The organism is Hymenobacter citatus (assembly GCF_014333615.1).
GTDB classification, from domain to species: Bacteria; Bacteroidota; Bacteroidia; order Cytophagales; family Hymenobacteraceae; genus Hymenobacter; species Hymenobacter citatus.
The window spans coordinates 318856-341824 of sequence record NZ_JACSCY010000003.1; the positions used below are offsets into that span (position 1 = coordinate 318856).

A 22969-nucleotide genomic window follows, 5' to 3' on the forward strand; every position below is an offset into this window, starting at 1 on the left:
GAATGAAAGTATGAGGTGAAAGCCAGCTTAGTGGCCGCCGGCTTCAATGGTAACGGGGCCTTTTTCGTAATATTCTTCTTTTACGGGGCGCACAGCCAGGTTGGCCAGCAGCCCGACCACCAACACGCCGGCCATGGTGTAGAACACGTTTTGGTACGCGGCGGCGCCTGCCAGGTTCTGCTCTTTGGCGTGCTCACTGAGGGTGTGCACAATCAGCGGCCCCAGCACCCCAGCCGTACTCCAAGCCGTGAGCAAACGCCCGTGAATGGCTCCTACCTGGTACTTACCAAAGAGGTCGGAGAGGTAGGCCGGCGCGGTAGCGAAGCCGCCGCCGTACATGCTGATAATCACGCAGGCCGCCACCACGTACAGCGTCAGTTGCAGGCCCGCGCCCAGCGTTGGGATCAAGGCGTACAAGATGATGCCCAGAATAAAGTAGATGGCGTAGGTGGTTTTGCGGCCCAGCTTATCGGAGGCCGACGACCAAAAAAAGCGCCCAAGCAGGTTGAACAAGCTTAGCAGCCCCACGAAGCCCGCGGCGGCGGCGGCCGTTACGCCCCGGCCCGTGCCCATGGCGGCCTCCGAGAACGTATTCTGAATCAGCGGCGAAGCTGTTTCGAGCACGCCGATACCAGCCGTTACGTTGGTGAGCAGCACCACCCACAGCAGCCAGAACTGCGGCGTTTTGATGGCGTTATCGGCCGATACGTTGCCAGTGGTTATCATGGCGTCATGCTCGGTGCTGGGCACGTAGCCCTCCGGCGCCCAGTCGTCGGCGGGCACCCGGATGGTCCACACCCCGAACTGCATGAACAGCAGATAGATAATACCCATCACGATGAAGGTAGGTGCCACGCCCTGCGGCGCCGAGCCCTTGAAGTGGTCCATGAGGGCCACAGCCAGCGGCGAGCCAATCATGGCGCCGCCGCCAAAGCCCATAATGGCCATACCCGTAGCCACGCCTTTGCGGTCCGGGAACCACTTAATCAGCGTGCTTACCGGCGAAATGTAGCCGATGCCCAACCCAATACCGCCTACCACGCCGTAGCCCAGGTAGAGCAGCGCCAGCGAATGTAGGTGCACGCCCAAGGAGCCAATCAGGAAGCCGCCGCCGAAGCATAGGGACGCCGCCATCATGGCTTTGCGCGGGCCTACCCGCTCCAGCCATTTGCCAAACACGGCCGCCGAGAGGCCCAGCAACACAATGGCAATAGAAAACGTCCAACCAATCTGGCCGGGCGTCCAGTCGTCGGGGGCGGGGTTGGCCGGGTCGCCGCTGATGAGCGAGCCCAGCGGCTTATTGAATACGCTAAAGGCGTAGGCCTGCCCGATAGCCAGATGAATCGCCAAGGCCGCGGGCGGAATCAGCCAGCGGTTGTAGCCTGGGCCAGCTATGGTGCGGCTGCGGTCCAGTAAAGAAGCTTCTGTCATACGAGGGGGTAGGAATTTGAGTGGTGAGAAGGAGGACAGGAGCGCAACCCATTCGCTTCTAAGGGCATGCTGTATGGGCTACGCATCAGTAAATAGCTGCTTTTACGCACCAAAATCAATTTGACACGACTATTTTTTGCTAAATATCTATAGTTTGTGAAGCTTCGATGAGCTATTGCACAGCCGGTTTCCCTAACAACCATCCTTTCAAACCGTTGGCTCGCGTGCCGCGCACAAACTCCTGAACACCCGCAGCCATACGCGCCGCCATTTCCTGTTGAAATTTGGGGTCGATAAGGCGCCGCTCGTCGTCGGGATTAGAAACAAAAGCCGTTTCGACTAAGGCGTTGGGATACTCAGTAGGCCCATTCAGCCCAAAGTTGAAGCTGCCCACATTGCCGGCCCCGCGCAGGCCAGTACGGCGCATTTGCGCATACAACGCCTCCGACAGTGGCCGAAACGCTACGTAGCGGTAATAGGTGCTGGTGCCCTGCGTGGCCGCGCTGCCCGAGGAGTTGACGTGAATGCTGACCAGCAGATTGGGCTGAGCCCGCCGCAACTGCCGCACCCGGTCGCTGATTTCCAGGCTGGCATCGTCGGTGCGCGTCATCACCACGCGGGCGCCGCGGCGCTCCAGCTCTTGTTGTAACTGTCGGGCAATGGCTAGGGTCAGGTCTTTTTCGCGGGCGCCGGTGCTACCCGTGGCGCCCACGTTGGTACCGCCGTGGCCGGCATCTACGGCCACTACCAGTCCGCGCAACCGCAACTTGATGGGCGGGCGGCGCACTTGTATTTCCAACATATTGCCTTTATAGCCAATGTGGTAGCCCCAGCTCTGCGGGTGCTTCAGCAGCAACACCAACCGGAATACATCGGGCGCCACCTGCTCGTAGTGCACGTCGCCGAGGGCTTGTAGGCCGTCGCGCTGGGTTATCCAGTTGGTGTTGGAGGTAGCTCCGAAAATATCTACCTCCAGGCGGGTAGGGTTGGTGAGGAGCTGTGAGCGGTAGGGTAGCCGGGCCGTGAGCGGCACCCGCACGTAGTCCAGCACCGAGTCGCCGCGCACGTCCCAGGAGCCGGTGAGTGAAGTAGGCACGAAGCCGCCGGGCGGCAGTAGCTGCACCTGGTCCTGCGGTATCCAGGCGGTTTGGGATTCGGCCAGGCGCACCCGGTAGAGGTTGCCTACCCGGCCCGTGAGGTGCAGCACCACGGCCGAGTCGAGGTAGCCCATTTTGGCACCGCCGAGGCGGTCTTCGCCCAGGCCATAGTTGAGGTAGGACAGGTTGGAAGTGGTTTGGGCCAGTTGGGGCTCATTAGGATTGAGCAGGCGCACCCGGTTTTTACTGCTGACCGTGGCGCGGGTGCTGTCGGTGGCTACTAGCTGAAAGGTGATGGGCCGATTGGCGAGCGTATCGCCGGGCTGCACCACGTAGGTGGCCTGGTAGGTGCCGCGCTGGTTGGGTAGCTCCACAAGGCGCTGGCCGCGATAGAACGTCACCCGGCTGCCCGGCCGCCCCTTGAGGCGCACTTGCAGCCGGTCGCCGGGTTGCAGCCATTGGTCGGCGGCGGGTACCAGGGTAGCACTTTCTATCAGCTGCTGCGCCGGCGCCAGCGAGGGTAGCAGCCAAAACAGAAGCAGTATAAAACGGGTAGCAAGGGATTGTAGCATGAGCGGCAAGCAACGGAATTTCAACAGAAAAGCCTCACCAGAGGGCGAGGCTTTCGAGTAGCAATACGGGAATAGAGTTACTGTTTGTTGCTGACAGCATCACCCAAGTCCTTCACGTCGCGGCCGGTTTCCAGGGCCGTAAACTCGGTTTGCAGCGCCCGGATATGGATTTCGTCGCGGCCTTTCACATCTAGGCGCACCGCCCGAAATTGCTCGTTGAGGCGCCGGTAGATGGCCGTGGCGTAGTCCCAGTCGCGTTGGGTCCACTGGCGGCGCTGGGCGCGCACCTGCTGCAAAAACTGTGTATAGGCCGGCTCGATGGTAGTGGCCGTCAGGGCACTGATATCCGCATAGGTACCCAGCAACTGCGTGGTGAAGGTGGCCTCCGCGGCCGGGTCGAGGGGCTGGCGGTTACGGGCACGGGAGGCAGAGTCGTAGCGGGCGGCGCGGCCGGCGGCGGCGTTTAGTTTGTTGCCGGCGCGGTCGGCCAGCGTATCCAGTCGGTTCACGCCTTTTTCCAAGGCAGCCTGCCGCTCGCGGGGCGTGCTGTCGCAGGCAGTCAACAGGCCGAGGGGTAGGGCCACCAGGGCCATGGTTTTGCGTAGCGTACGAAGTAGCATCATGCCCGCATGTACGCAGGTTGGCGGCCCCAAGTTGACCACCGCACCAGTCGACATTCTGCTCTATTCGCGCAGCTTATACACAAACGGCAGTTCGTACACCACTGGCACCGCGCGGCCACTTTTTCGGGCCGGAATCCATTCGTTTGGAATGGTGCGGCATACGCGCAGGGCTTCTTCGTCGCAGCCCCCGCCCACGCTCTGGATAATCTGGTAGTTGCTGGCCTGGCCCAGCGTATCAATCACGAAGGAAATGAGCACGCGGCCTTGCAGTTTCTTGTTTTGGGCGGCTTGTGGGTAGTTTAGCTTGGTAGTATACGTGGCCAAGCGAGCATCGCCGCCAATAAACATGGGTTGCCGGTCAAGCAAGGTCGAGGTCCATTTGCCGGGCGTTAGCTCCGTGCGGTAGGGCACGTCGCTCAGGGGCCGGTATTCTAACAGCTTGTGCTCGGTGTGGTCGTATTTCTGTACCAGCAGCTGCGTACCGGCGCGGTTGTAGGCGTAGTATTCCCATACGCCCACCTTTTCGCCTTTGTCCATCATGCCTTTTTCCCACTGGTTTTCGCGCAGACGCTGCGCGTGCGCAAGGGCGGGCAACAAGAAGAGTACTCCGTATAGTAGCTTTTTTTTCATGGATGATAAATGGGTGGGAAGAGGGAGAGAAAGCAGAGCTAAAGAATGACGGGAGCCAGCAAATGCAACACTAATTATTGTTAAAATACATATTCAACGAACTGTATTGCTAACACTGATTATACTATTTGGATATATAAACACTTGTTACTACGCAAACAAAGCTCATACATACATCTACGGCAAAATTCGACGCGCTTCGCCTATGCAGGAAATATACCATTTCCTATCAACAGACAAAAACCTTGCTAATCAGGGGTTCAGCCTTCCAGCTGGTCGCGCAGGTCGCGGAGCTCTTCTTGCAGACCGGGCCAGTGTGGACACAGCGCTTCGAGGCGGCGCAGCACGTGCAAGGCGCCCCGGAGGTGGCCAAGCTGGCGCAAAATCATGGCCCAGCCGCTTAGGGCGCCGAAGTGGCGCGGCTCGCGGCGCAGGGTTTCCTCAATATCGGTGAGGGAGGCGCGGTACTCGCCGCGCATAAAGTAGGCGGTGGCACGCTTGTTCCAGCCTTCGGCCCACTCGGGGCGGGCGGTAATCAACTCCGTAAAGCAGGCAATGGCCCGCGTGTACTCTTCGGCGGCCAGCGCCCGCATCCCGGCCTCCAGCTGCTTGTCCAGCGCCTGCTCGCCGGTAGTCAGCCACAGCTGCCAGATACCGTTACGCAGGGCCTCAATCTCGGCCGGCGCCGTGGCTATGCGTAACTGCGCAAAAAGCTCGTCGAGGGAGGTCAAAAGGTGAGATGTGAACTGGTGAAATAGTGAGTTTGACGTTCAACGTACATCCTGTGTACGGCGTGCGCCGCCAGCACGTTAAACTCACCAGTTCACCATCTCACTATTTCACCATTTTAAAACAGAGCGGCAGCTACTTTGCGCACCGACTCCGATTTGCCCATGCTGTAGTAGTGCAGGCAGGGCACGCCGTGGGCCATCAGCTCGCGGCTTTGGTTGATGCACCACTCAATGCCGATCTGGCGGGCGGCCGCGTTGTCGGGGGCCAGGTGCACAGCCTCGCTCAGCTCTTCGGGGATGTTGAGGTAGAACGACCGGGGTAGGGCCGTGAGTTGGCTTTTGGTGGTCAGGGGCTTCAGGCCGGGGATGATGGGCACGGTGATGCCCGCCGCCCGGCAGCGCTGCTCGAAATTGAAAAACTGCTCGTTGTCGAAAAACATCTGCGTCACGATGTAGTCGGCGCCGCGGTCTACCTTGTGCTTGAGGTAGCGAATATCGGCGCCGGAGTTGGGCGACTCGAAGTGCTTCTCGGGGTAGCCGGCCGTGCCGATGCAGAAGTTGGTGGCCGAGGTTTCGTCCTGCTCCTCGTCGAGGTAGGCACCTTTGTTCAGGTCCGATACCTGCCCAATCAGGTCACAGGCGTAGGCGTGGCCGTCGGGCTCGGGCTTGAACTGGCCCTCGCTCTTGATGGGGTCGCCGCGCAGGGCCAGCACCGTGTCAATACCCAGGAAATGCAGGTCGATGAGGGCGTTTTCGGTTTCCTCCTTCGTGAAGCCCCCGCAGATCAAATGCGGCACCGTGTCTACGTCGAACCGATTTTTGATGGCCGCGCAGATGCCTACCGTGCCCGGCCGGCGGCGCACGGTGTGCTTTTCCAGCAGGCCGTTGGTGTGCTTGCGGTACACGTACTCCTCGCGGTGGTACGTCACATCGATAAACGGCGGCTTAAACTCCATCAGCGGCTCGATGTTGGAGAACAGCGTTTTAATATTCTCGCCTTTTTTGGGGGGTAGCACTTCAAAGGAGAAGAGCGTTTTGCCGTGGGCGTTGGAGAGGTGTTCGGTGACTTTCATGGGTAGCGGCCCCAGGTCCCAGGGCTGAAGCCCTGGGCTATGTAGCGGGCGGATGAAGCGAAAGAATAGGATGACACGCAGAGGCGAGGCGCTCCGTAGCCCAGGGCTTCAGCCCTGGGACGTTGTGAAATCATAGCGCCGTAACCGGCACGGCCGCGGGGTCGTAGTTCAGATTGGGGGCCAGCCAGCGTTCCAGATCGGCCAGGGGCATGTTCTTGCGCTCAGCAATGTCCTCTACCTGGTCTTTGCCGATGCGGCCCAAACCGAAGTAACGCGAGGCCGGGTGGGCGTAGTAGAGCCCACTCACCGACGAGGCAGGGTACATGGCCAGGTTTTCGGTGAGGTGAATACCGGTTTTATTCTCCGCGTCGAGCAGCTCAAACAGCGTGATTTTCTCGGTGTGGTCGGGGCAGCCGGGGTAGCCGGGGGCGGGGCGTACGCCGCGGTACTGCTCCTTGATGAGGTCTTCGTTGGAGAGCTTTTCATCGGAGGCGTAGCCCCAGAACTCCTCCCGCACGCGCTGGTGCAGGCGCTCGGCAAAGGCCTCGGCCAGGCGGTCGGCCAGGGCTTTGATCATGATGTTGGAGTAGTCGTCGTGGTCTTTCTCGAACTGCTCCAGCAGCTTCTCGATGCCCAGGCCCGCCGTTACGGCAAAGCCGCCGATGTAGTCGGCGCGTTCGGTTTCCAGCGGGGCCACAAAGTCGGAGAAGGCTAGGTTGGGGATGCCGGGGCCCTTCTCGCCCTGCTGGCGCAGGGTGAAAAACTCCGTCTCTACCTCTTGCCGGGTATCGTCCTTAAACACCTGAATGGTGTCGTAGCCAACCGTATTGGCCGGCCAGAAACCAACCACGGCGCGGGCCGTCAGCAGCTTTTCGTCGATGACTTTGCGCAGCATGGCTTGCGCATCTTCGAATAGCTTGGTAGCCGCCTCGCCCAGGGTTTCGTCTTCCAGGATGCGCGGGTAGCGGCCTTTCAGCTCCCAGGTGTGGAAGAAAGGCGTCCAGTCGATGTACTCGGCCAGCTCGGCCAGGTCGTAGTCTTCCAGCACTTTGGTTCCAAGGAAAGTAGGCTTGGTGATGGGCGTTTCGTCCCAATCGGCCTTGAAGCCGTTTTCGCGGGCCTGCTCGATGGTGAGATAGTGCTTGTCGCGCTGGCGGCCGGCGTAGTCGTGGCGGAGCGTGTCGTACTCGTCGCGCACGGTGTGGGCGTAGGTTTCCTTGGCTGAACCCAGCAGGCCCGCCGCTACCCCCACCGAGCGCGAAGCATCGTTCACGTGCACCACCGGACCGGTGTAGGCCGGGGCAATCTTCACGGCGGCGTGCAGACGCGAAGTGGTAGCGCCGCCAATGAGCAGGGGCGTTTGCAGGCCGCGCCGCTCCATCTCCTGGGCCACGTACACCATCTCATCAAGCGAGGGCGTAATCAGCCCACTCAGGCCGATGATATCCACGTTGTGGGCGGCGGCTTCGTCCAGAATCTTTTCCAGGGGCACCATCACGCCCAGGTCCACAATGTCGAAGTTGTTGCAGGCCAGCACCACGCCCACAATGTTTTTGCCGATGTCGTGCACGTCGCCTTTCACCGTGGCCAGCAGGATTTTGCCGGCGGTTTGCCGGTCGCCGCTCTGCTTGTCGGCCAGCAGGTAGGGCTCGAGGTAGGCCACGGCCTTCTTCATCACGCGAGCCGATTTTACCACCTGCGGCAGGAACATTTTGCCGGCCCCAAACAGGTCGCCTACCACGTTCATGCCGGCCATCAGGGGGCCTTCAATTACATCCAGCGGGCGGCTTACCTGTTGGCGTGTCTCTTCCGTATCCTGGTCGATGAACTCGGTGATACCGCGCACCAGGGCGTGCTGTAGGCGCTCCTGTACCGGCAGGCTGCGCCAGGCGTCGGCTACCACTTCTGCTTTGTCTTTCTGCTTCACCGTTTCGGCGAATTCCAGCAGGCGCTCGGTCGCGTCGGGGCGGCGGTTGAGCAGCACATCCTCTACCAATTCCAGCAGGTCCTTGGGCACTTCATCGTACACTGCTAGCTGGTTGGGGTTCACGATGCCCATATCCAGCCCCGCCTGAATAGCGTGGTAGAGAAAGGCCGCGTGCATGGCCTCGCGCACCACATCGTTGCCGCGGAAGGAGAAGCTGATGTTGCTGACGCCACCACTGGTCAGCGCCCCCGGCAGGGTGGCCTTAATCCAGCGCACCGCCTCAATAAAATCGATGGCGTAGTTGCGGTGCTCCTCCATACCGGTACCCACAATGAGGATATTGGGGTCGAAGATGATGTCTTCGGCCGGGAAGTCGATGCTCATCAGCAGGTCGTAGCTGCGCTGGCAGATTTCCTTGCGACGCTCCAGCGTATCGGCCTGGCCTTCCTCATCAAAGGCCATTACCACCACAGCCGCGCCGTATTGGCGCACCGTGTGCGCGTGGGCAATAAATACCTCCTCGCCTTCTTTCAGGGAGATGGAGTTGACGATGCTTTTGCCCTGCACGCATTTCAGGCCGGCTTCCAGCACGTTCCACTTCGAGGAGTCAATCATCACCGGCACGCGGGCAATGTCGGGCTCCGAGGCAATCAGGTTGAGGAACGTAGTCATGGCCTGCTCCGAGTTGAGCATGCCTTCGTCCATGTTCACGTCGATGACCTGGGCGCCGCCCTCTACCTGCTCGCGGGCCACGGCCAGGGCGGCCTCGTAGTTGCCGGTGCGGATGAGGCGGGCAAAGGCGCGCGAGCCGGTGACGTTGCACCGCTCGCCCACGTTCACGAAGAGGCTTTGCTCGGTGATGCCAAACGGCTCCAAGCCACTCAGACGGGTAGCGGGCGGCACCTCGGGTAGGGTGCGGGGTTTGTACTTCTCGGCCAGCCGAGCCAACTCGCCGATGTGCTGGGGCGTGGTGCCGCAGCAGCCGCCTACCACCGTCACGAGGCCATCGGCGAGGTAGCCCTCCACCACGCCCGCAAATTCCTCGGCCGACTCATCATACCCACCGAAGGCGTTGGGTAGGCCGGCGTTGGGGTAGGCCGAAATGTGCACGTCGGCAATGCGACTCAGCTCCTTGATGTAGACTTTGAGCTGATCGGCACCCAAGGCGCAGTTCAGGCCCACGCTGAGCAGGGGCAGGTGGCGAATGGAGTTCCAGAACGCCTCTACTGTCTGACCCGAGAGGGTGCGGCCCGAGGCGTCGGTAATAGTCCCGGAAATCATGACGGGCACCTGGCGGCCGCCTTGGTCGAAGAACTTCTGCACGGCAAACAGGGCCGCTTTGGCGTTCAGCGTGTCGAAGATGGTTTCGATGAGCAGGGCATCAGAGCCGCCTTCTACCAGGCCGCGCACCTGCTCGAGGTAGGCGTGGGCCAGCTCGTCAAACGTCACGGCGCGGAAGCCGGGGCGGTTTACGTCAGGCGAAAGGGAGGCGGTGCGGTTGGTAGGGCCAATGGCGCCGGCCACGAAGCGCGGCTTGTCGGGATTCTGCCGCGTAAACTCGTCGGCTACTTCGCGGGCCAGCCGTGCCGACTCGTAATTCAGCTCATACACAATGTGTTCCAGGGCGTAGTCGGCCTGGGCAATGGTGGTGCCGGAGAAGGTGTTGGTTTCCACCATATCGGCGCCGGCGGCAAAGTACTCGGCGTGAATGCTCTTGATGATATCGGGGCGCGTGAGCGAGAGCAGGTCGTTGTTGCCGCGCAGGGGCTTGGCGTGGTCGGCAAACCGCGGGCCGCGAAAGTCTTCCTCCGTCAGCGTATGGCGCTGAATCATGGTGCCCATGGCGCCGTCCAGAATCAGGAGGCGGCGTTGGAGGATGTCGTAGAGCGGGGAGTCGGGGCAGGCAGTCTTCATGGATTTTCCTTCGGGAAAGCAGCGGGTACGAAAGCTTATCCAGAAAGAGAAAACCGCCGAAGCAGGTTCCTGCACTTATCTTCTTCCGCCCGATAGACGGGGCGAAATGGGAGTTGGCACCTTGTTTTATTTCAGGTTGCCAAGACGTCACAGGGCCCAGTCCCTCGGTCTTTCTGGATAAGTAGTAAACAAATATACGGCGCAAAGCGCAGATTACAACCGGCGTGGCTTTTCTGCTGGGGCTGTTGTCCGGCGCTGGCTTGGTAGATCGGGAATCTTGCTTGGTAGGCAGGACGCGGCACTCGGTTGAAAAAATCGGTACGGCTCTTTGTTCCGAAGCACTTTGTATCGTCGGCGGCCAGTTGAACGCATCAGCTACTACTCCGCTGACTTTCAAGATTATGCAACGCACAAAAGGTTTTCTGCTGCTGGTTGGCGTCTTGCGCAGCAGCTTTTCGCTGGCGCAGGCGGTTGTAGTGCCTGCTGCCGGCACAGGTTTGCGGGGGCAATACTACGCCGGGCGCGACTTTGACAAGCTGGTGCTCACGCGCCTCGACCCCACCATCGACTTCAACTGGAGTTACGGGCCTCCTACCCCCGGCCGGCCGTCGGAGCGGTTTGTCTCGCCGGGGCCGGGCGTGCCGGGGGAGGTATTTTCGGTACGCTGGACAGGCTACCTCTACGCGCCGGTTTCGGGCACCTACACCCTATACCTCACCACCGACGACGGCATGCGCCTGTGGCTGGGCCAGCGCCTGCTGCTCGACGGCTGGCGCGACCAGTGGGTAACAACATACTCTACCCGCGTGCGCCTTACAGGCGGCCGCTACTACCGGTTGCGGGTAGAATACTACCAAGTGCATTTCGACACGCGGGCCCTGCTGGCTTGGCAAACACCCCCGCTCACCGCACCCTCGGCCTGGGAAGAGCTGCTGGCGGCCGTGGGACTAGGCGACACCGACCCAACACCGATTCCGACGCGCTACCTCTACCCCGCCCTACCGGCATCAGCGCAGCCGCGCCCTACCCCTACTCCGCCATCAGTAGCCGCCGCATCACCGCCCGACGCGGTTGCAGCGGCGCCAGTAGTTGCCAAAGCGGCACCCACTGCTAGGGCGCGGCCCACTAAACCTACCGTGCGGCGGCTGCCCAGCCCGCGCCCCCTGGCTACCCTAGGGCCCCAAGCCGTGTCTGCCGACACAGCCGCGCCGCCGCCTACCCTGCCCACGCTGCGCACCCTCGCCAAAGGCGCAACCCTGACGCTACCCAACCTCTACTTCACGCGCAGCACGGCGGCGTTGCTACCTACCTCCTACCTCACCCTGAACGCGTTGGCCCGTACGCTGCGCCAGCAGCTCACCCTACGCCTAACCATAGCCGGCCACACCGATAACATCGGCGATGCGGCACTCAACCAACGCCTTTCCGAACAGCGCGCCCAAGTAGTGCGGCGCTACCTGGTGCAACAGGGCATCGACTCGCTTCGGCTGGCGGCGGTGGGTTACGGCGGCACCCGCCCGGTAGCTGATAACCGCGACCCGCGCCAGCGCCCCCGCAACCGGCGGGTAGAGGTGGTGGTGGAGTGAGTAGGAACTGGAAATGTTGAACGGTGTAGAGACGCATACTTGCGTCTCGTCGTTGAACGACACTACCTGATTAAACTCAAGATAAATAACATCAGCAACGACAAGACGCAAGTATGCGTCTCTACACCTGTCATCAGCGCCTCGCCACGGCGGGCGGGGCTCCGGGCTCTACGGCTTTCACGTTGTCCATGTAGTGGCGGTCGATGAGCTTGTGGTAGGGGTCGAGGCCGGCTTTGGTGGGCTGCTTGTCGACTACTACTACCAGCTCGGTTTTGGGCTGAGTGAGGTGCACTTTGCGTAGGTAGAGCGGTTGGCCGGTGGCGTCGTAGTACTCGGTGTCCGGTAGCTTGTCGGGGCCGAAGATGCCGACGTCTACCCAGTCGTTGAGCTTGACGGGGGTTTCGTTGCCGAGGCTGTCGGCGCGCAGTTTGGCGGCTTCCAGAGTGAGGCGCACGGTGTAGCGGCCGTCGGGGCGCTTGGTGTAGGTGGCGTTTTCTACCCGGTTTTCGAACAGCGTAATCGTCTCGAACATATCGTGCAGCAGGTACTGAAGCGAGTCGGGTGTGGCGCGGCGCAGGTAGGCCATGAAGGTGGCCGTGTTGGGGTAGGGCTTGGTCTGGTACCGATTGGCCATCAGGAAGCGGCGAATGGCGGCGTTCAGCGTGTCTTCTCCTATATAATCTTGCAAGGCGTAGAACACCATGCCGCCCTTGTAATAGTGAATGTAGGGCTGATTTTCGACCAGCATCAGCGGCAGCTCTTTCTTGCGCTCGTCGCGGCGGCCTTTTAGGTAGCGGTCCAGCTCGCCGCGCATGATGCGCTGCATCTGGGCGCCGGTGAAGGCATGCTTGCACGTCATCAGCGCCGAGTACTCCGCCAACGATTCCGACAACATACTACTCCCCTGCACATTGCCCCCTACCACCTGGTGCCCCCACCACTGGTGGCCCAGCTCGTGGTTGGTGATAAAATACACCATGTCCGGCCGGCTTGGGTCGCGCAGGTCTTCCACAAAACCCGCGCTTTCGGAAGTGGAAATGGTATTGGGGAATGACTGCGCAAATGCCTTGTAGCGCGGAAATTCCAGCACGCGCACCTGCCGAAACTGGTACGCCCCAAACGCCTTGGTATAGTAGGTAAGGCCTTGCTTGAGGGCATCGGCCATGTGGGCCACGTTGTAGGGATGCTGCCGGTCGTAGTAGATTTCGATGGCCACGAGCTGGCTGGTGGCGGGGTCGCGCCACTGGGCGCGGTGCACCTGGTAGCGGGCCGAGAGGATGTTGAACATGTTAGACATGGGCGCGTCCATCTGGTAGTGGAAGTAGCGCCGCCCATTGGCCAGCCAGGTTTTTTGGAGGTAGCCGGGGGCCACGGCCGTTTGGTCGGGGTCGGTGCTCACGGTGATGTCGAAGCGGGTGTAGTCGGCATCCAGGGTGAAGCCGTGTTGCTGGCGGCCCACGGCGTCGTTCAGCTTGGCGAAGCGCTCCTTGGGCCGGAGGTGGTTCCGCTCGCGCACGTCGTCGTCTTCCAGCTCCTGGCGCGCATCGTAGCCCAGGGTAATACCAGTGCCATCGAGGAAGGTACCGTTGGCCGTGAGGCGGTCTTCGGGCGAGATATTGGCCCAGCTGAACACGCCCGTATCCTGCGGCCGACTGCTGAAGCCGCGGGCGGCGTAGCGCATGTCCAGGTTGAGTTGCAGCGAGTCGCCGGGGGCCAGCGGCTGGGCCAGGCGGTAGATGCGGAAGCCGTTTTCAGGGTCGTCGAGCAGTATGGTGTTGGGGCGGCTTAGGGTGAGATTCTTCTGCACGCTGCGGCTGTTGTCGTAGTTCACCAGCAGGGAGTCGAGGGGGCGCGGGGTGCGGTTGAGCAGGGTAAGGGCGCCGCGCATACGGTAGCCGCGGGGCGAGGCCGTGGGGTACAAATCAACCTGCAACACGGTATTCACAATCTTGGGCTGGGCCACGCGGGCCAGGTGCTTGTACTTGGTTTCCCAGCCCGATTTGCGACTCTCGATGAGCTTGGTGGTTAGGTATTCGTTTTGGATGTTGGTGTTCCAGAACACGTAGCCGCCTACTACCAGCACCGCCGCCACGGCCGCCACCGCGCCCCAGCGGGCGGCCGGCACTAGGCGCTGCCGGGCGAGCCGGCCGCGGTGGCGCACGCTGGTTTCGGTGCCGCGCACCCACAGCAGGTTGCACACCACGGCCAGTAGCACGGCCCAGGCCAGGTAGTAGAGATTCACCCAAAACAGCGGCCCCACGAAGTGGCCGTAGCCGTTCATGTCGGAGTAGGTGTAGGGCACGTAGCCGTCGTACTTGAGCATGACGTGGTGCAGGCCCAGGGCGTCGGGGGCAATGTAGACGAACACGTAGAACAAGATCATGAGCGTGTAGCCCACGTACTTGTTGTTGGCAATGGTCTGTACCACCATCGCCAGCACGCACAGCTCCACGATGAAGGCCAGCTGCAACCCGAAGTCTTGCAGGTAGAGCAGCGGCTGCACATGGTCGTAGCTTTTGTAGAGCTGAATGAGCACGCCCATGCTCGAGATGACGCCGTAGAGCACCACCTGCACCAGCACCAGGGCCGCCAGCTTGCTAGCAAACGGTACCCAGTTGGGCATGGGCATCACATCAAACACTTGGTGCAGGCGCAGCTCCCGCTCGCGCCATACCAGCTCGCCGGCGTAGAGGGTAATGATAATCAGGAAGAACAGGCTGAAGTTGTTGTTCAGCAGCGCCAGCACGTCGTAGGTGACGGGGTAGTTGGCGCCGTCGTTTCTCCAGCGGTAGTAGGCCCCAAACACGATGTTGACAATGCCGAACAGCACCAGCGCCAGGAAAGTCCGCGACTTCACCACGTTCAGGAATTGCACCTTCGTGAGCTGCCACCACTGCCACCAGCTGGTGCCGGCCCCAAACACCTGCCGGGAGCGGCGAATGACCACCTGCTGCAACGCCGGCGCCGGCTCCAGCTCGGCGGGCTTGCCCGTAGTGGCCGGGGCGCTCATCCGAAACGCCACAAATGACACCGCCAGCAGCGCCAGCCCTACTCCCGTCCACAGCAGGCGGTTTTGCAAAAACTCACCCTGCAAGGGTACCAGCAGCGTGTTGCGCTCGGCAATGGTCCAGTACTTGGTCACCACGGTACGCGTGTCCAGCCCAAACGGGTCGAGCAGGGCGGCCAGGTGCTCGTTCTTGTTTTCGGTGGTGAACAAGCCGGCTATGTTGTAGAGCAAGAACAGCACGATGCCGCCCAGGTATACCACCAGCGCGTTGCGCGTGAGGGCGTAGGCTGCGAAGAAGATGCAGCCGGCAAAAAAGGCATTCACGAAAGCACCCCACAGCAGCGGCTGCCAGTAGGCCGCAAACCGGAAAGGACCGTATTTGGTAGGGTCGAGCCAGGGCATGTTGGAACCCAGGATGCCCCCTACCAGCAGCGCGCTCATGATCAGCCAAATAACGAGCATCGACGCCAGAAACTTGCCGCTCAGGTAGCTCAGCTTGCCCAGCGGGGTAGTGTAGAGCAAGGGCGAAATCCCGCTGTTCACGTCGCGGTACACGGGCGTACCCACAATGGCCGCCGTGATGAACATGCCCAGCGTGGAGGCGCCCAGCATGAAATTAGCCAGCGTATCGGGCGCGTTCTTGAAGACTTTGCCCCCGGTGCTCGGCCCAAAAAACGTTTCCTGCACCGACAAAAACACAAACGCCAGGGCGAACAGAATACCGAAATAGATGTAGGTGCTAGGCTGCCGCAGCCGGTAGCGCAGCTCGAAGAGAAAGACGTTGCGAAACATGGGGAATACTTATCGTTTTGGTGGGCGCCTCACCCCCCGGCCCCCTCTCCGAAAAGGAGAGGGGAGCCACAGCGGCGCGTGGGTAGGCGTGTGTTTCTAAATCATCTGGCTCTCCCTCTCCTCTTCGGAGAGGGGGCTGGGGGTGAGGCGCTTCGTTGCTAAACCCCTGCCATCTCCTTCCGCGCCAGGCGGTGGAAGTACACGTCTTCCAGGGTGGCCTCTACCGGGGTGAACTCGCCGTTGATGGGGGTTTCGCTGAACACGCGCACGACGGGGCTGCCGGCTACCAGCTTGGTCGAAATGACATCGTGGGTGGTGCGCAGGGTGGGTAGGGCGGCTTTGTCGGTTTTGGTGCGGTACACTTTGCCGCGGATTTCGCCAATCACGTCGGTAGGGCGGCCGGTGGCAATGACCTCACCGCTGGCGATGATGGCCATGTTGGAGCACAGCTCCGTGACGTCCTCCACGATGTGGGTGCTCAGAATCACAATCACGTTGTCGCTGATTTCGGAGAGCAGGTCCAGGAAGCGGTTGCGCTCGGTAGGGTCGAGGCCGGCGGTAGGCTCGTCTACAATGATGAGCTGGGGCGAGCCGAGCAGGGCCACCGCAATGCCGAAGCGCTGCTTCATGCCGCCGGAGTAGCCGCCCAGGTTTTTCTTGCGCGCGGCCCACAGGTTGGTTTGGTGCAGCAGGCTTTCCACGGCCAGCTTGCGTTCCTGCGCGTCGCGGATGCCCTTGAGGCCGGCGAAGTAGTCGAGCAGCACGTCGGCCGAGATGCTGGGGTAGAGGCCGAACTCCTGGGGCAGGTAGCCCAATACTTGGCGCACGGCCTCTTTCTGCGTCAGCACGTCGAGGTTGCCCAGCCGGATGCTGCCGCTGTCGGGCTCTTGCAGGGTAGCAATAGTGCGCATCAACGACGACTTGCCGGCCCCGTTCGGACCCAGCAGCCCAAACATGCCGCTGGGGATGGTGAGCGACACATTGTTGAGCGCCCGCACGCCGTTGGCGTAGGTTTTAGACAGGTTGGTAATCTGTAGTTCCATAGGCGTTGGCCGTGAGATAGGGAGAGAGAAAACAGCCAACTAATTTATATATAAATAACTGTAAATAAATACTTTATAAGCAACATACAATCACTATATAAAAGATACAATTTGATGGATTAGGCATAAAAAAACTCCCCGGTAGATGTCGGGGAGTTTACTTCGTGAAGCAGGCAGTCGTCTGCCGGTCGGACGCCTACGGCGTCCGACCGGTTGCCGCACGCTGACACCCGCGCCATCAGGAGCAGACGGCTTGGGTAGGCATCAGCACGAAGCTCATTCAACCTCAGCACGCGGCAACCGGCCGGACGCCTCCGGAGTCGGACCGGCAGACGACAACGTAGCGCTACTCGCGGGGGCTAGTCGCCGATGGCGCGGGGCTGTGCTCCGTGCCGACTACGCGCAGGCCTCCGGCCTGCACTCGTCCGCGCCATCAGGTATCCATCTTCAAATCGTTCTGGTGGTGCAGTGCGTAGTCGGCACGGGGCACAGCCCCGCGCCATTTCAGCATTGCACTTCCACAGAAACAAAACATTCGTGTACAAACACAGGTTGTTGGCCGCAGACCAGCTACACTGCTGGTTGCTCAACTTCTACACACATGAACCAAGATCAGCAGTTGTTCTCGCCCTTCACCGTGGGCGCCACTACCCTCCCCAACCGCCTCGTGATGGCGCCCATGACGCGCAGCCGCGCCACCAACCCCGAGCACGTAGCCACCGATTCGGTGGTGGAATACTATGTGCAGCGCGCTTCGGCCGGCCTCATTATCACGGAAGGCTCGCAGGTATCGGAGCAGGGCGTGGGCTACATCAATACGCCTGGCATCTACTCGCAGGAGCAGGTAGCCGCCTGGAAAAAGGTAACCGACGCCGTGCACGCCGCCGGTGGCCGCATCTTTATTCAGCTGTGGCATGTGGGCCGCGTGTCGCACCCGTTTTTCCATAATGGCGAGTTGCCGGTGGCGCCATCGGCCATCAAGCCAGAGGGCGCCAAGGCCTTCACGGGCAAAGGCATGGAAGAGGTGCCTACCCCGCGGGCGCTGGAGTTGAGCGAGATTCCCGGCGTGGTAGACCAGTTCCGCCAAGCCGCCCGCAACGCCAAAGCCGCTGGTTTTGATGGCGCTGAAATTCACGGTGCCAACGGCTACCTGCTCGACCAATTCCTGCAAGACGGCAGCAACCAACGCACCGACGAATACGGCGGCAGCCTGGAAAACCGCAGCCGCTTTGTGCTGGAAGTGGTGCAAGCCGTGGTAGACGAGCTGGGGGCCGACCGTGTGGGCATCCGCTTCTCGCCCCAGGGCAGCGCCAGCATTCAGGACTCTGACCCCGTGGCTACCTTCAGCTACGTAACCGAGCAGCTGAACAAATTCAACCTGGCCTACCTGCACGTGATTGAGGCGCTACCCGGCCACCCCATGGCCCAGCCCACCCGGCCTGCCGTGGCCGCCAAGCTGCACGAAATTTTCAACGGCGCGTTCATTCTGAACGGTGGCTACACCCAGGAAACTGCCGAAGAAGCGCTGGCCAACAACGAAGCCGACCTCATTGCCTTCGGTGTGCCCTTCATTGCCAACCCCGACCTGGTGGAGCGCTTCGAGCAGGGTACCGCCCTCAACACCCCCGACCCCAGCACGTTCTACGTGCCCGGCGACAAGGGCTACATCGACTACCCCTCGCTGGAGAAAGCCCGCCAAGCAGCGCAAGATATCGAGCAGGACTAACAAGCACCCGCTGCGAGTTGAAAACGCCTACTGCCGTTGCAGTAGGCGTTTTTGTTTTGGTGGCGACCCCATTGCTCCGACTGTTTTCGCCCCCGTTTGCTCCGGATAGATAGTGCACGCGGCACTCAATCCCAACAACTTTTTGGCTTACTACTGACCTTCGGTCCTACCCTGCGTATCCCTTACCAACCTAAACTATTCTGACAATGAGCACTGATCCGAACGAACCCCGGCCTACCAATAGCGAAATTAACCCCAAACCCATGTCCTACCCCACCGCTGAGGGCGATATGGATGAAAAGCCCGACTGGGATATGTCGAGCTACCACCCGGCCAACAAGCTGGCCGGCAAAGTGGCCCTCATCACGGGCGGCGACTCCGGCATTGGCCGGGCTGTGGCCCTGGCCTTTGCCATGGAAGGCGCCGATGTAGCCGTGGTGTACCATACCAATGCCGAAGACGCCGAAGTGGTGGGCCAGGCCGTGCGCGCCCAAGGCCGCAAGTTTCTGTCCATCCAATGCGATGTGCGCTCGGCCGAGGCCTGCCGCGACGCCGTGCGCCGCACCCACGCCGAGCTGGGCGGCTTCAACATCTTGGTGAACAACGCCGCCTATCAGATGGGCTTCGAGAACTTCGAGACCATCCCGGAAGAGAACATCCACCGCACCTTCGATACCAACATCAAAGGCTACTTCTTCATGGCGCAGGCGGCTATTCCGTTCCTGAAAGAAGGCGACTCCATCATCAACACGGGTAGCATTGTGGGTCTGGTCGGCAACAAGCATCAGATCGACTACGCCTCTACCAAGGGCGCTATTCACACCTTCACCAAAAGCTTGGCGCAGTACCTCGGCGACAAGAAAATCCGGGTAAACGCCGTGTTGCCTGGCCCCATCTGGACGCCTTTCATCCCCGGCGGTATGCTGAAGGAAGACCTGAAAACCTTCGGCGACGCGACCATGCTGGGCCGCCCCGGTCAGCCCGAGGAGCTGGCACCGGCTTACGTGTACTTCGCTTCTACAGACGGCAGCTACTCCACGGGTAGCCTGCTGGAAGTAACCGGCGGCATGCCCAAAGGCGGCTGATTTAGCCCTGCCCCTACCCAGAAAAAGCTTCCGCCGGCCTTGCTGGTCGGGAGCTTTTTTCTGGGTAGGATTTCCGCCGTGCACGCGGCTTTTGCGTATCCCTACCTACCACTCTTTCCTACTAACCTGAACTCCTATGAGCACCGAATTTCGCCCCACTTCCGATGATATGAAAGCCGAAAAGCTGCCCTACCCGGCCAAACAGGCCGATATGAAGCAGCAGCCCGACTCCGACCTTTCGTACTACAAGCCCGCCGGCAAGCTCGAAGGCAAAGTAGCCCTCATCACGGGCGCCGACTCCGGTATTGGCCGGGCCGTGGCGCTAGGCTTTGCCATGGAAGGCGCCGACGTAGCCATTCTGTACAACGAAAACGACGAGGACGCTGAGAAGACTAAGTCGATGGTGGAAGGCACCGGCCGCCGCTGCTTGGTGTTGAAATACGACGTGCGCGAGCCCGAAAATTGCCTCTCGGCCGTGCGCCGTACCCGCGACGAGCTGGGCGGCCTGAACGTGCTGGTGAACAACGCTGCTTACCAGATGTCGCAGGAAAAGTTTGAGGACATTCCGGTGGAGCAGATTCGGCGCACGTTCGAAACCAACATCATGGGCTACATCTTCATGGCCCAGGCCGCTGTGCCGCACCTGCAAAAAGGCGACTGCATCATCAATACGGGCAGCATTGTGGGCCAGACGGGCAACAAGATTCTCATCGACTACGCTTCGTCGAAGGGCGCCATCCACGCCTTCACCAAGTCGCTGGCGCTGAGCCTGGGCGAGAAAGGCATTCGGGTGAATGCGGTATTGCCCGGCCCCATCTGGACGCCCAACATTCCCGGCACCATGCCGGCTTCCGAAATCGACAAGTATGGCCACGAGGTGGCCTTGCAGCGCCCCGGCCAACCCGAGGAGCTGGTAGGCGCCTACGTGCTGCTGGCCTCGCAAGACGGCTCATTCATGACGGGCGCCTTCATCCCCGTCACGGGCGGCAAAACCAGCAGCGACGAGTAGTCATCGACTTTGCTACCTACTCAGAACCCGAGCCCAGGCACACGTCTGGCCTCGGGTTTTTTCATAGCAAAACGCTACGCTAACCACTGTTGCTACATATAATTTCACTGTTTAGCTTAAAAGAAGAAACCCCTGTTCAGCTTTCTACCGTAGACAGTTGAATTACTTGTGATTCCCTTCGGGGTAGGCACGTTTCCCCTCCTTTCTTATGGCTTCTCCTCATTATCCGGAAGGTACCGTTCGGGCGCTGTTGGCTACGGACCTTGTGACCGACGCTACCCGCGCTGCGCTGCAAGCACGCCTCGATGCGCCCCTCTACGAGCCGCAGTACCTCGATGGCGCTACATATGAGATGCTGCGCGCCGTGGCCGCCCGCCTTTTCCCCCAGCCCGACCGCCCCGACAACCCCATTGAACTAGCCGCCGCCATAGATGAGCGCCTCCTCAACGGCGAGTCGGACGGGTGGCGCTACGACATCCTACCCCCCGACCGTGAAGCCTACAAGTTGGGCCTGGGCGGCATTCGGGAAAGTGCGCAGGCGATGTTTGGAAACAACTTTTTGGTTCTGACCGACGAGCAGAAAGACGAGGTGCTCACAGCCGTGCAGCACGCTAAGGCACCCGGCGAAACCTGGAAAACCTTATCTGCTGTGCGGTTTTTCGAGGAGCTGCTAGCCGAGCTGACCGAGAACTACTACGCCCACCCCTTGGGTCAGGAGGAAATTGGCTACGTAGGCATGGCCGATGTGCCCGGCTGGCACCACATCCAGCTCAACGAACTAGAACCCCGCGAGCCGGAAGCAGAGGTGAAGTAGTGAAATGGTGAGATGGTGAGCTGGTGCGTTTGACGTTCTGCTGGTGCTACCGGCGCAGTCTGCGCAAGTGATGCAGTCAGAACATCAAACGCACCATCTCACCCCCTCACCACTCACTATTTCACCATTTCACCACCTCACCATCTCACTGTTATGCCCGACGAGGAAGTACTGGAAGAAGGCGTCTTGAACCCGCTGAAACCCGAAATACAGGACCCGCTTCTACGCGAAATACTTGAAGAAAACGATTTGCAGGCCGACCCCAGCCGCGACCCGCTGGAGCAGCCCGCACCACTTCCCGACCCCGATGAAGTAGTAGACTGCGTAGTGATTGGCACTGGCGCAGGCGGCGCGCCCCTACTCGCCCGCTTGGCCATGGCCGGCCTGAAGGTGGTGGCCCTGGAAGCCGGCCCCTGGCACGACCCGCGCAAGGATTTCGCTACGGATGAGAAGGCGCAGAGCTTTCTGTTCTGGAACGACGAGCGGCTTTCTGCTGGCCAAGACCCTATATCCTTCGGCCGCAACAACTCCGGCAAGGGAGTAGGCGGTTCTACGCTGCACTACACCGCCTACACGCCCCGTGCGCAAGACGACGACTTTCACTTGCACCGCGACTTCAGCGTGGGCGTAGACTGGCCCATCGGCTACGACGACCTGGAGCCGTATTACGACGAGCTGGAGCACTTCCTGGGCATTTCCGGACCCGCCAATTATCCGTGGGGGCCTACCCGGCGGCGCAGCTACCCGCTGGCTCCCCTACCCCTCAACGGGGCGGCGCAGCTTATGCAGCGCGGCTGCGAGCAGTTGGGCATCAAAACTTCTCCGGCAGCCAATGCGGCGCTATCGGCGCGCTACTACCAGGAGGGTGTGGGCTGGCGGGAGGCGTGCACCAACCGTGGCTTTTGCCAGGCAGGCTGCAACAACGGCGCAAAGGCCAGTATGGACGTCACGTTCCTACCCCTGGCCGCCGACCACGGGGCCGATATTCGTCCTAATAGCTATGTAACGGAGATTGAGCGCGACGCCAGTGGCGCCATCACAGGCGTAGTGTACCAGCAAAACGGCATCACGCTGCGGCAGAAGTGTCGCAACTTGTTCCTGTGTGCCGGTGCTATCGAAACGCCGCGTTTGCTGCTCCTCAACGAGCTGGCGCTTAGCAGTGGGCAGGTAGGCCGCAACTTTATGGGGCACACCGGGGTGCAGGTATGGGGCACGTTTGCCGAGGACATACGCCCCTATAAAGGCATTCCCGGCGCCCTGATTTCGGAGGATACGCACCGCCCTAAAGATGCTGACTTTGCGGGTGGTTACCTATTGCAAAGCATTGGCGTGATGCCCGTGACCTTTGCCAGCCAGGCAGCGCGGGCGCGCAAGCTGTGGGGCCAGGCCGGCCGCGACTACATGCGCAACTACAACAACATTGCCGGCATCAATATCCTCGGCGACTGCCTACCTCACGAAAGCAACTTTATGGAGTTGGCGGAGGAGAAAGATGGGCGCGGCGTGGCAAAACCCCGTGTGCATTTCACGGCTCAAGAAAACGAGCAGCGCATGACGGCCCACGCCGAAAACATCATGCGCCGCATTTGGGAGGCCGCAGGTGCCACCGATATCTGGGCTTTCCCGCGGTATGCGCACATCATTGGCACGGCGCGCATGGGCCACCGCGGCACCGATGCAGTGGTAGACGCCAATGGCCGTGCCTTCGATGTACCAAACCTCTACATCAGCGACAACTCTACCTTTCCCAGCGCATTAAGCGTTAATCCGGCCCTCACCATCATGGCACTTAGTCTGCGTACCGCCGATAAGTTTTTGGAGAAGGAGCGGCGCCGGGATCTGTAGGAGGAGCGCGTTGCACGCGCTTGTCGGGAAGCTGTACTCCGTTTTCCCAACGCATTTATACGAT

The 22969-nt window shown here is 60.9% G+C and carries 15 protein-coding genes and 1 riboswitch; of the genes, 6 read left to right on the plus strand and 9 right to left on the minus strand.

Going from position 1 to position 22969, the window contains the following annotated elements; all coding sequences use genetic code 11:
* Window positions 1-27: 27 nt before the first annotated feature.
* The 7 genes from H8B15_RS05645 to metH all read right to left on the minus strand — a co-directional run bounded on the left by H8B15_RS05645 (window position 28) and on the right by metH (window position 9998).
* Window positions 28-1431, minus strand: a complete 1404-nt coding sequence (locus H8B15_RS05645; protein ID WP_187318697.1) for an L-lactate MFS transporter — start codon at window positions 1429-1431, stop codon at window positions 28-30.
* Between the two features lie 172 nt (window positions 1432-1603).
* Complete coding sequence (locus H8B15_RS05650; protein ID WP_187318698.1) at window positions 1604-3100, minus strand: N-acetylmuramoyl-L-alanine amidase; 1497 nt, start codon at window positions 3098-3100, stop codon at window positions 1604-1606.
* 77 nt (window positions 3101-3177) lie between these two features.
* The gene (locus H8B15_RS05655; RefSeq protein ID WP_187318699.1) at window positions 3178-3723 is read right to left on the minus strand and encodes a hypothetical protein; all 546 of its coding nucleotides are present in this window, start codon (window positions 3721-3723) and stop codon (window positions 3178-3180) included.
* Between the two features lie 60 nt (window positions 3724-3783).
* Window positions 3784-4353 carry an energy transducer TonB gene (locus H8B15_RS05660; protein ID WP_187318700.1) on the minus strand — a complete coding sequence of 190 codons (570 nt, stop codon included), beginning with the start codon at window positions 4351-4353 and terminating at the stop codon, window positions 3784-3786.
* A gap of 260 nt (window positions 4354-4613) precedes the next feature.
* Window positions 4614-5084, minus strand: coding sequence for a tetratricopeptide repeat protein (locus tag H8B15_RS05665; protein ID WP_187318701.1), 471 nt, complete (start codon window positions 5082-5084; stop codon window positions 4614-4616).
* 116 nt (window positions 5085-5200) lie between these two features.
* Window positions 5201-6157, minus strand: coding sequence for a methylenetetrahydrofolate reductase [NAD(P)H] (metF, locus tag H8B15_RS05670; RefSeq protein WP_187318702.1), 957 nt, complete (start codon window positions 6155-6157; stop codon window positions 5201-5203).
* Between the two features lie 130 nt (window positions 6158-6287).
* Complete coding sequence (gene metH, locus H8B15_RS05675; protein WP_187318703.1) at window positions 6288-9998, minus strand: methionine synthase; 3711 nt, start codon at window positions 9996-9998, stop codon at window positions 6288-6290.
* A 72-nt stretch (window positions 9999-10070) separates the two neighbouring features.
* Window positions 10071-10182: riboswitch (SAM riboswitch) on the minus strand.
* Between the two features lie 217 nt (window positions 10183-10399).
* On the opposite strand from metH, the gene H8B15_RS05680 reads away from it, so the two are divergent.
* Window positions 10400-11584, plus strand: coding sequence for a PA14 domain-containing protein (locus H8B15_RS05680; protein ID WP_187318704.1), 1185 nt, complete (start codon window positions 10400-10402; stop codon window positions 11582-11584).
* A 133-nt stretch (window positions 11585-11717) separates the two neighbouring features.
* Here the strand turns inward: H8B15_RS05680 and H8B15_RS05685 are convergent, their stop codons facing one another.
* Window positions 11718-15383 (minus strand): M1 family aminopeptidase, encoded by a 3666-nt coding sequence (locus H8B15_RS05685; protein WP_187318705.1) that lies wholly within the window; start codon window positions 15381-15383, stop codon window positions 11718-11720.
* A 158-nt stretch (window positions 15384-15541) separates the two neighbouring features.
* A complete protein-coding gene (locus H8B15_RS05690; RefSeq protein ID WP_187318706.1) occupies window positions 15542-16426 on the minus strand; it encodes an ABC transporter ATP-binding protein in 885 nt (294 codons plus the stop codon).
* Between the two features lie 601 nt (window positions 16427-17027).
* Here H8B15_RS05690 and H8B15_RS05695 point away from each other — a divergent pair.
* The 5 genes from H8B15_RS05695 to H8B15_RS05715 all read left to right on the plus strand — a co-directional run bounded on the left by H8B15_RS05695 (window position 17028) and on the right by H8B15_RS05715 (window position 22905).
* A complete protein-coding gene (locus H8B15_RS05695; RefSeq protein ID WP_187318707.1) occupies window positions 17028-18152 on the plus strand; it encodes an alkene reductase in 1125 nt (374 codons plus the stop codon).
* Window positions 18153-18415: 263 nt separating this feature from the next.
* Window positions 18416-19237: an SDR family oxidoreductase gene (locus tag H8B15_RS05700; RefSeq protein ID WP_246455325.1), complete on the plus strand. Its 822-nt coding sequence runs from the start codon at window positions 18416-18418 to the stop codon at window positions 19235-19237.
* Between the two features lie 136 nt (window positions 19238-19373).
* On the plus strand, window positions 19374-20246 hold the full coding sequence (locus H8B15_RS05705; protein WP_187318709.1) for an SDR family oxidoreductase: 873 nt from the start codon (window positions 19374-19376) through the stop codon (window positions 20244-20246).
* A gap of 208 nt (window positions 20247-20454) precedes the next feature.
* Complete coding sequence (locus H8B15_RS05710) at window positions 20455-21060, plus strand: gluconate 2-dehydrogenase subunit 3 family protein (RefSeq protein WP_187318710.1); 606 nt, start codon at window positions 20455-20457, stop codon at window positions 21058-21060.
* Between the two features lie 153 nt (window positions 21061-21213).
* Window positions 21214-22905 (plus strand): GMC family oxidoreductase, encoded by a 1692-nt coding sequence (locus tag H8B15_RS05715; protein WP_187318711.1) that lies wholly within the window; start codon window positions 21214-21216, stop codon window positions 22903-22905.
* Window positions 22906-22969 lie beyond the last annotated feature (64 nt).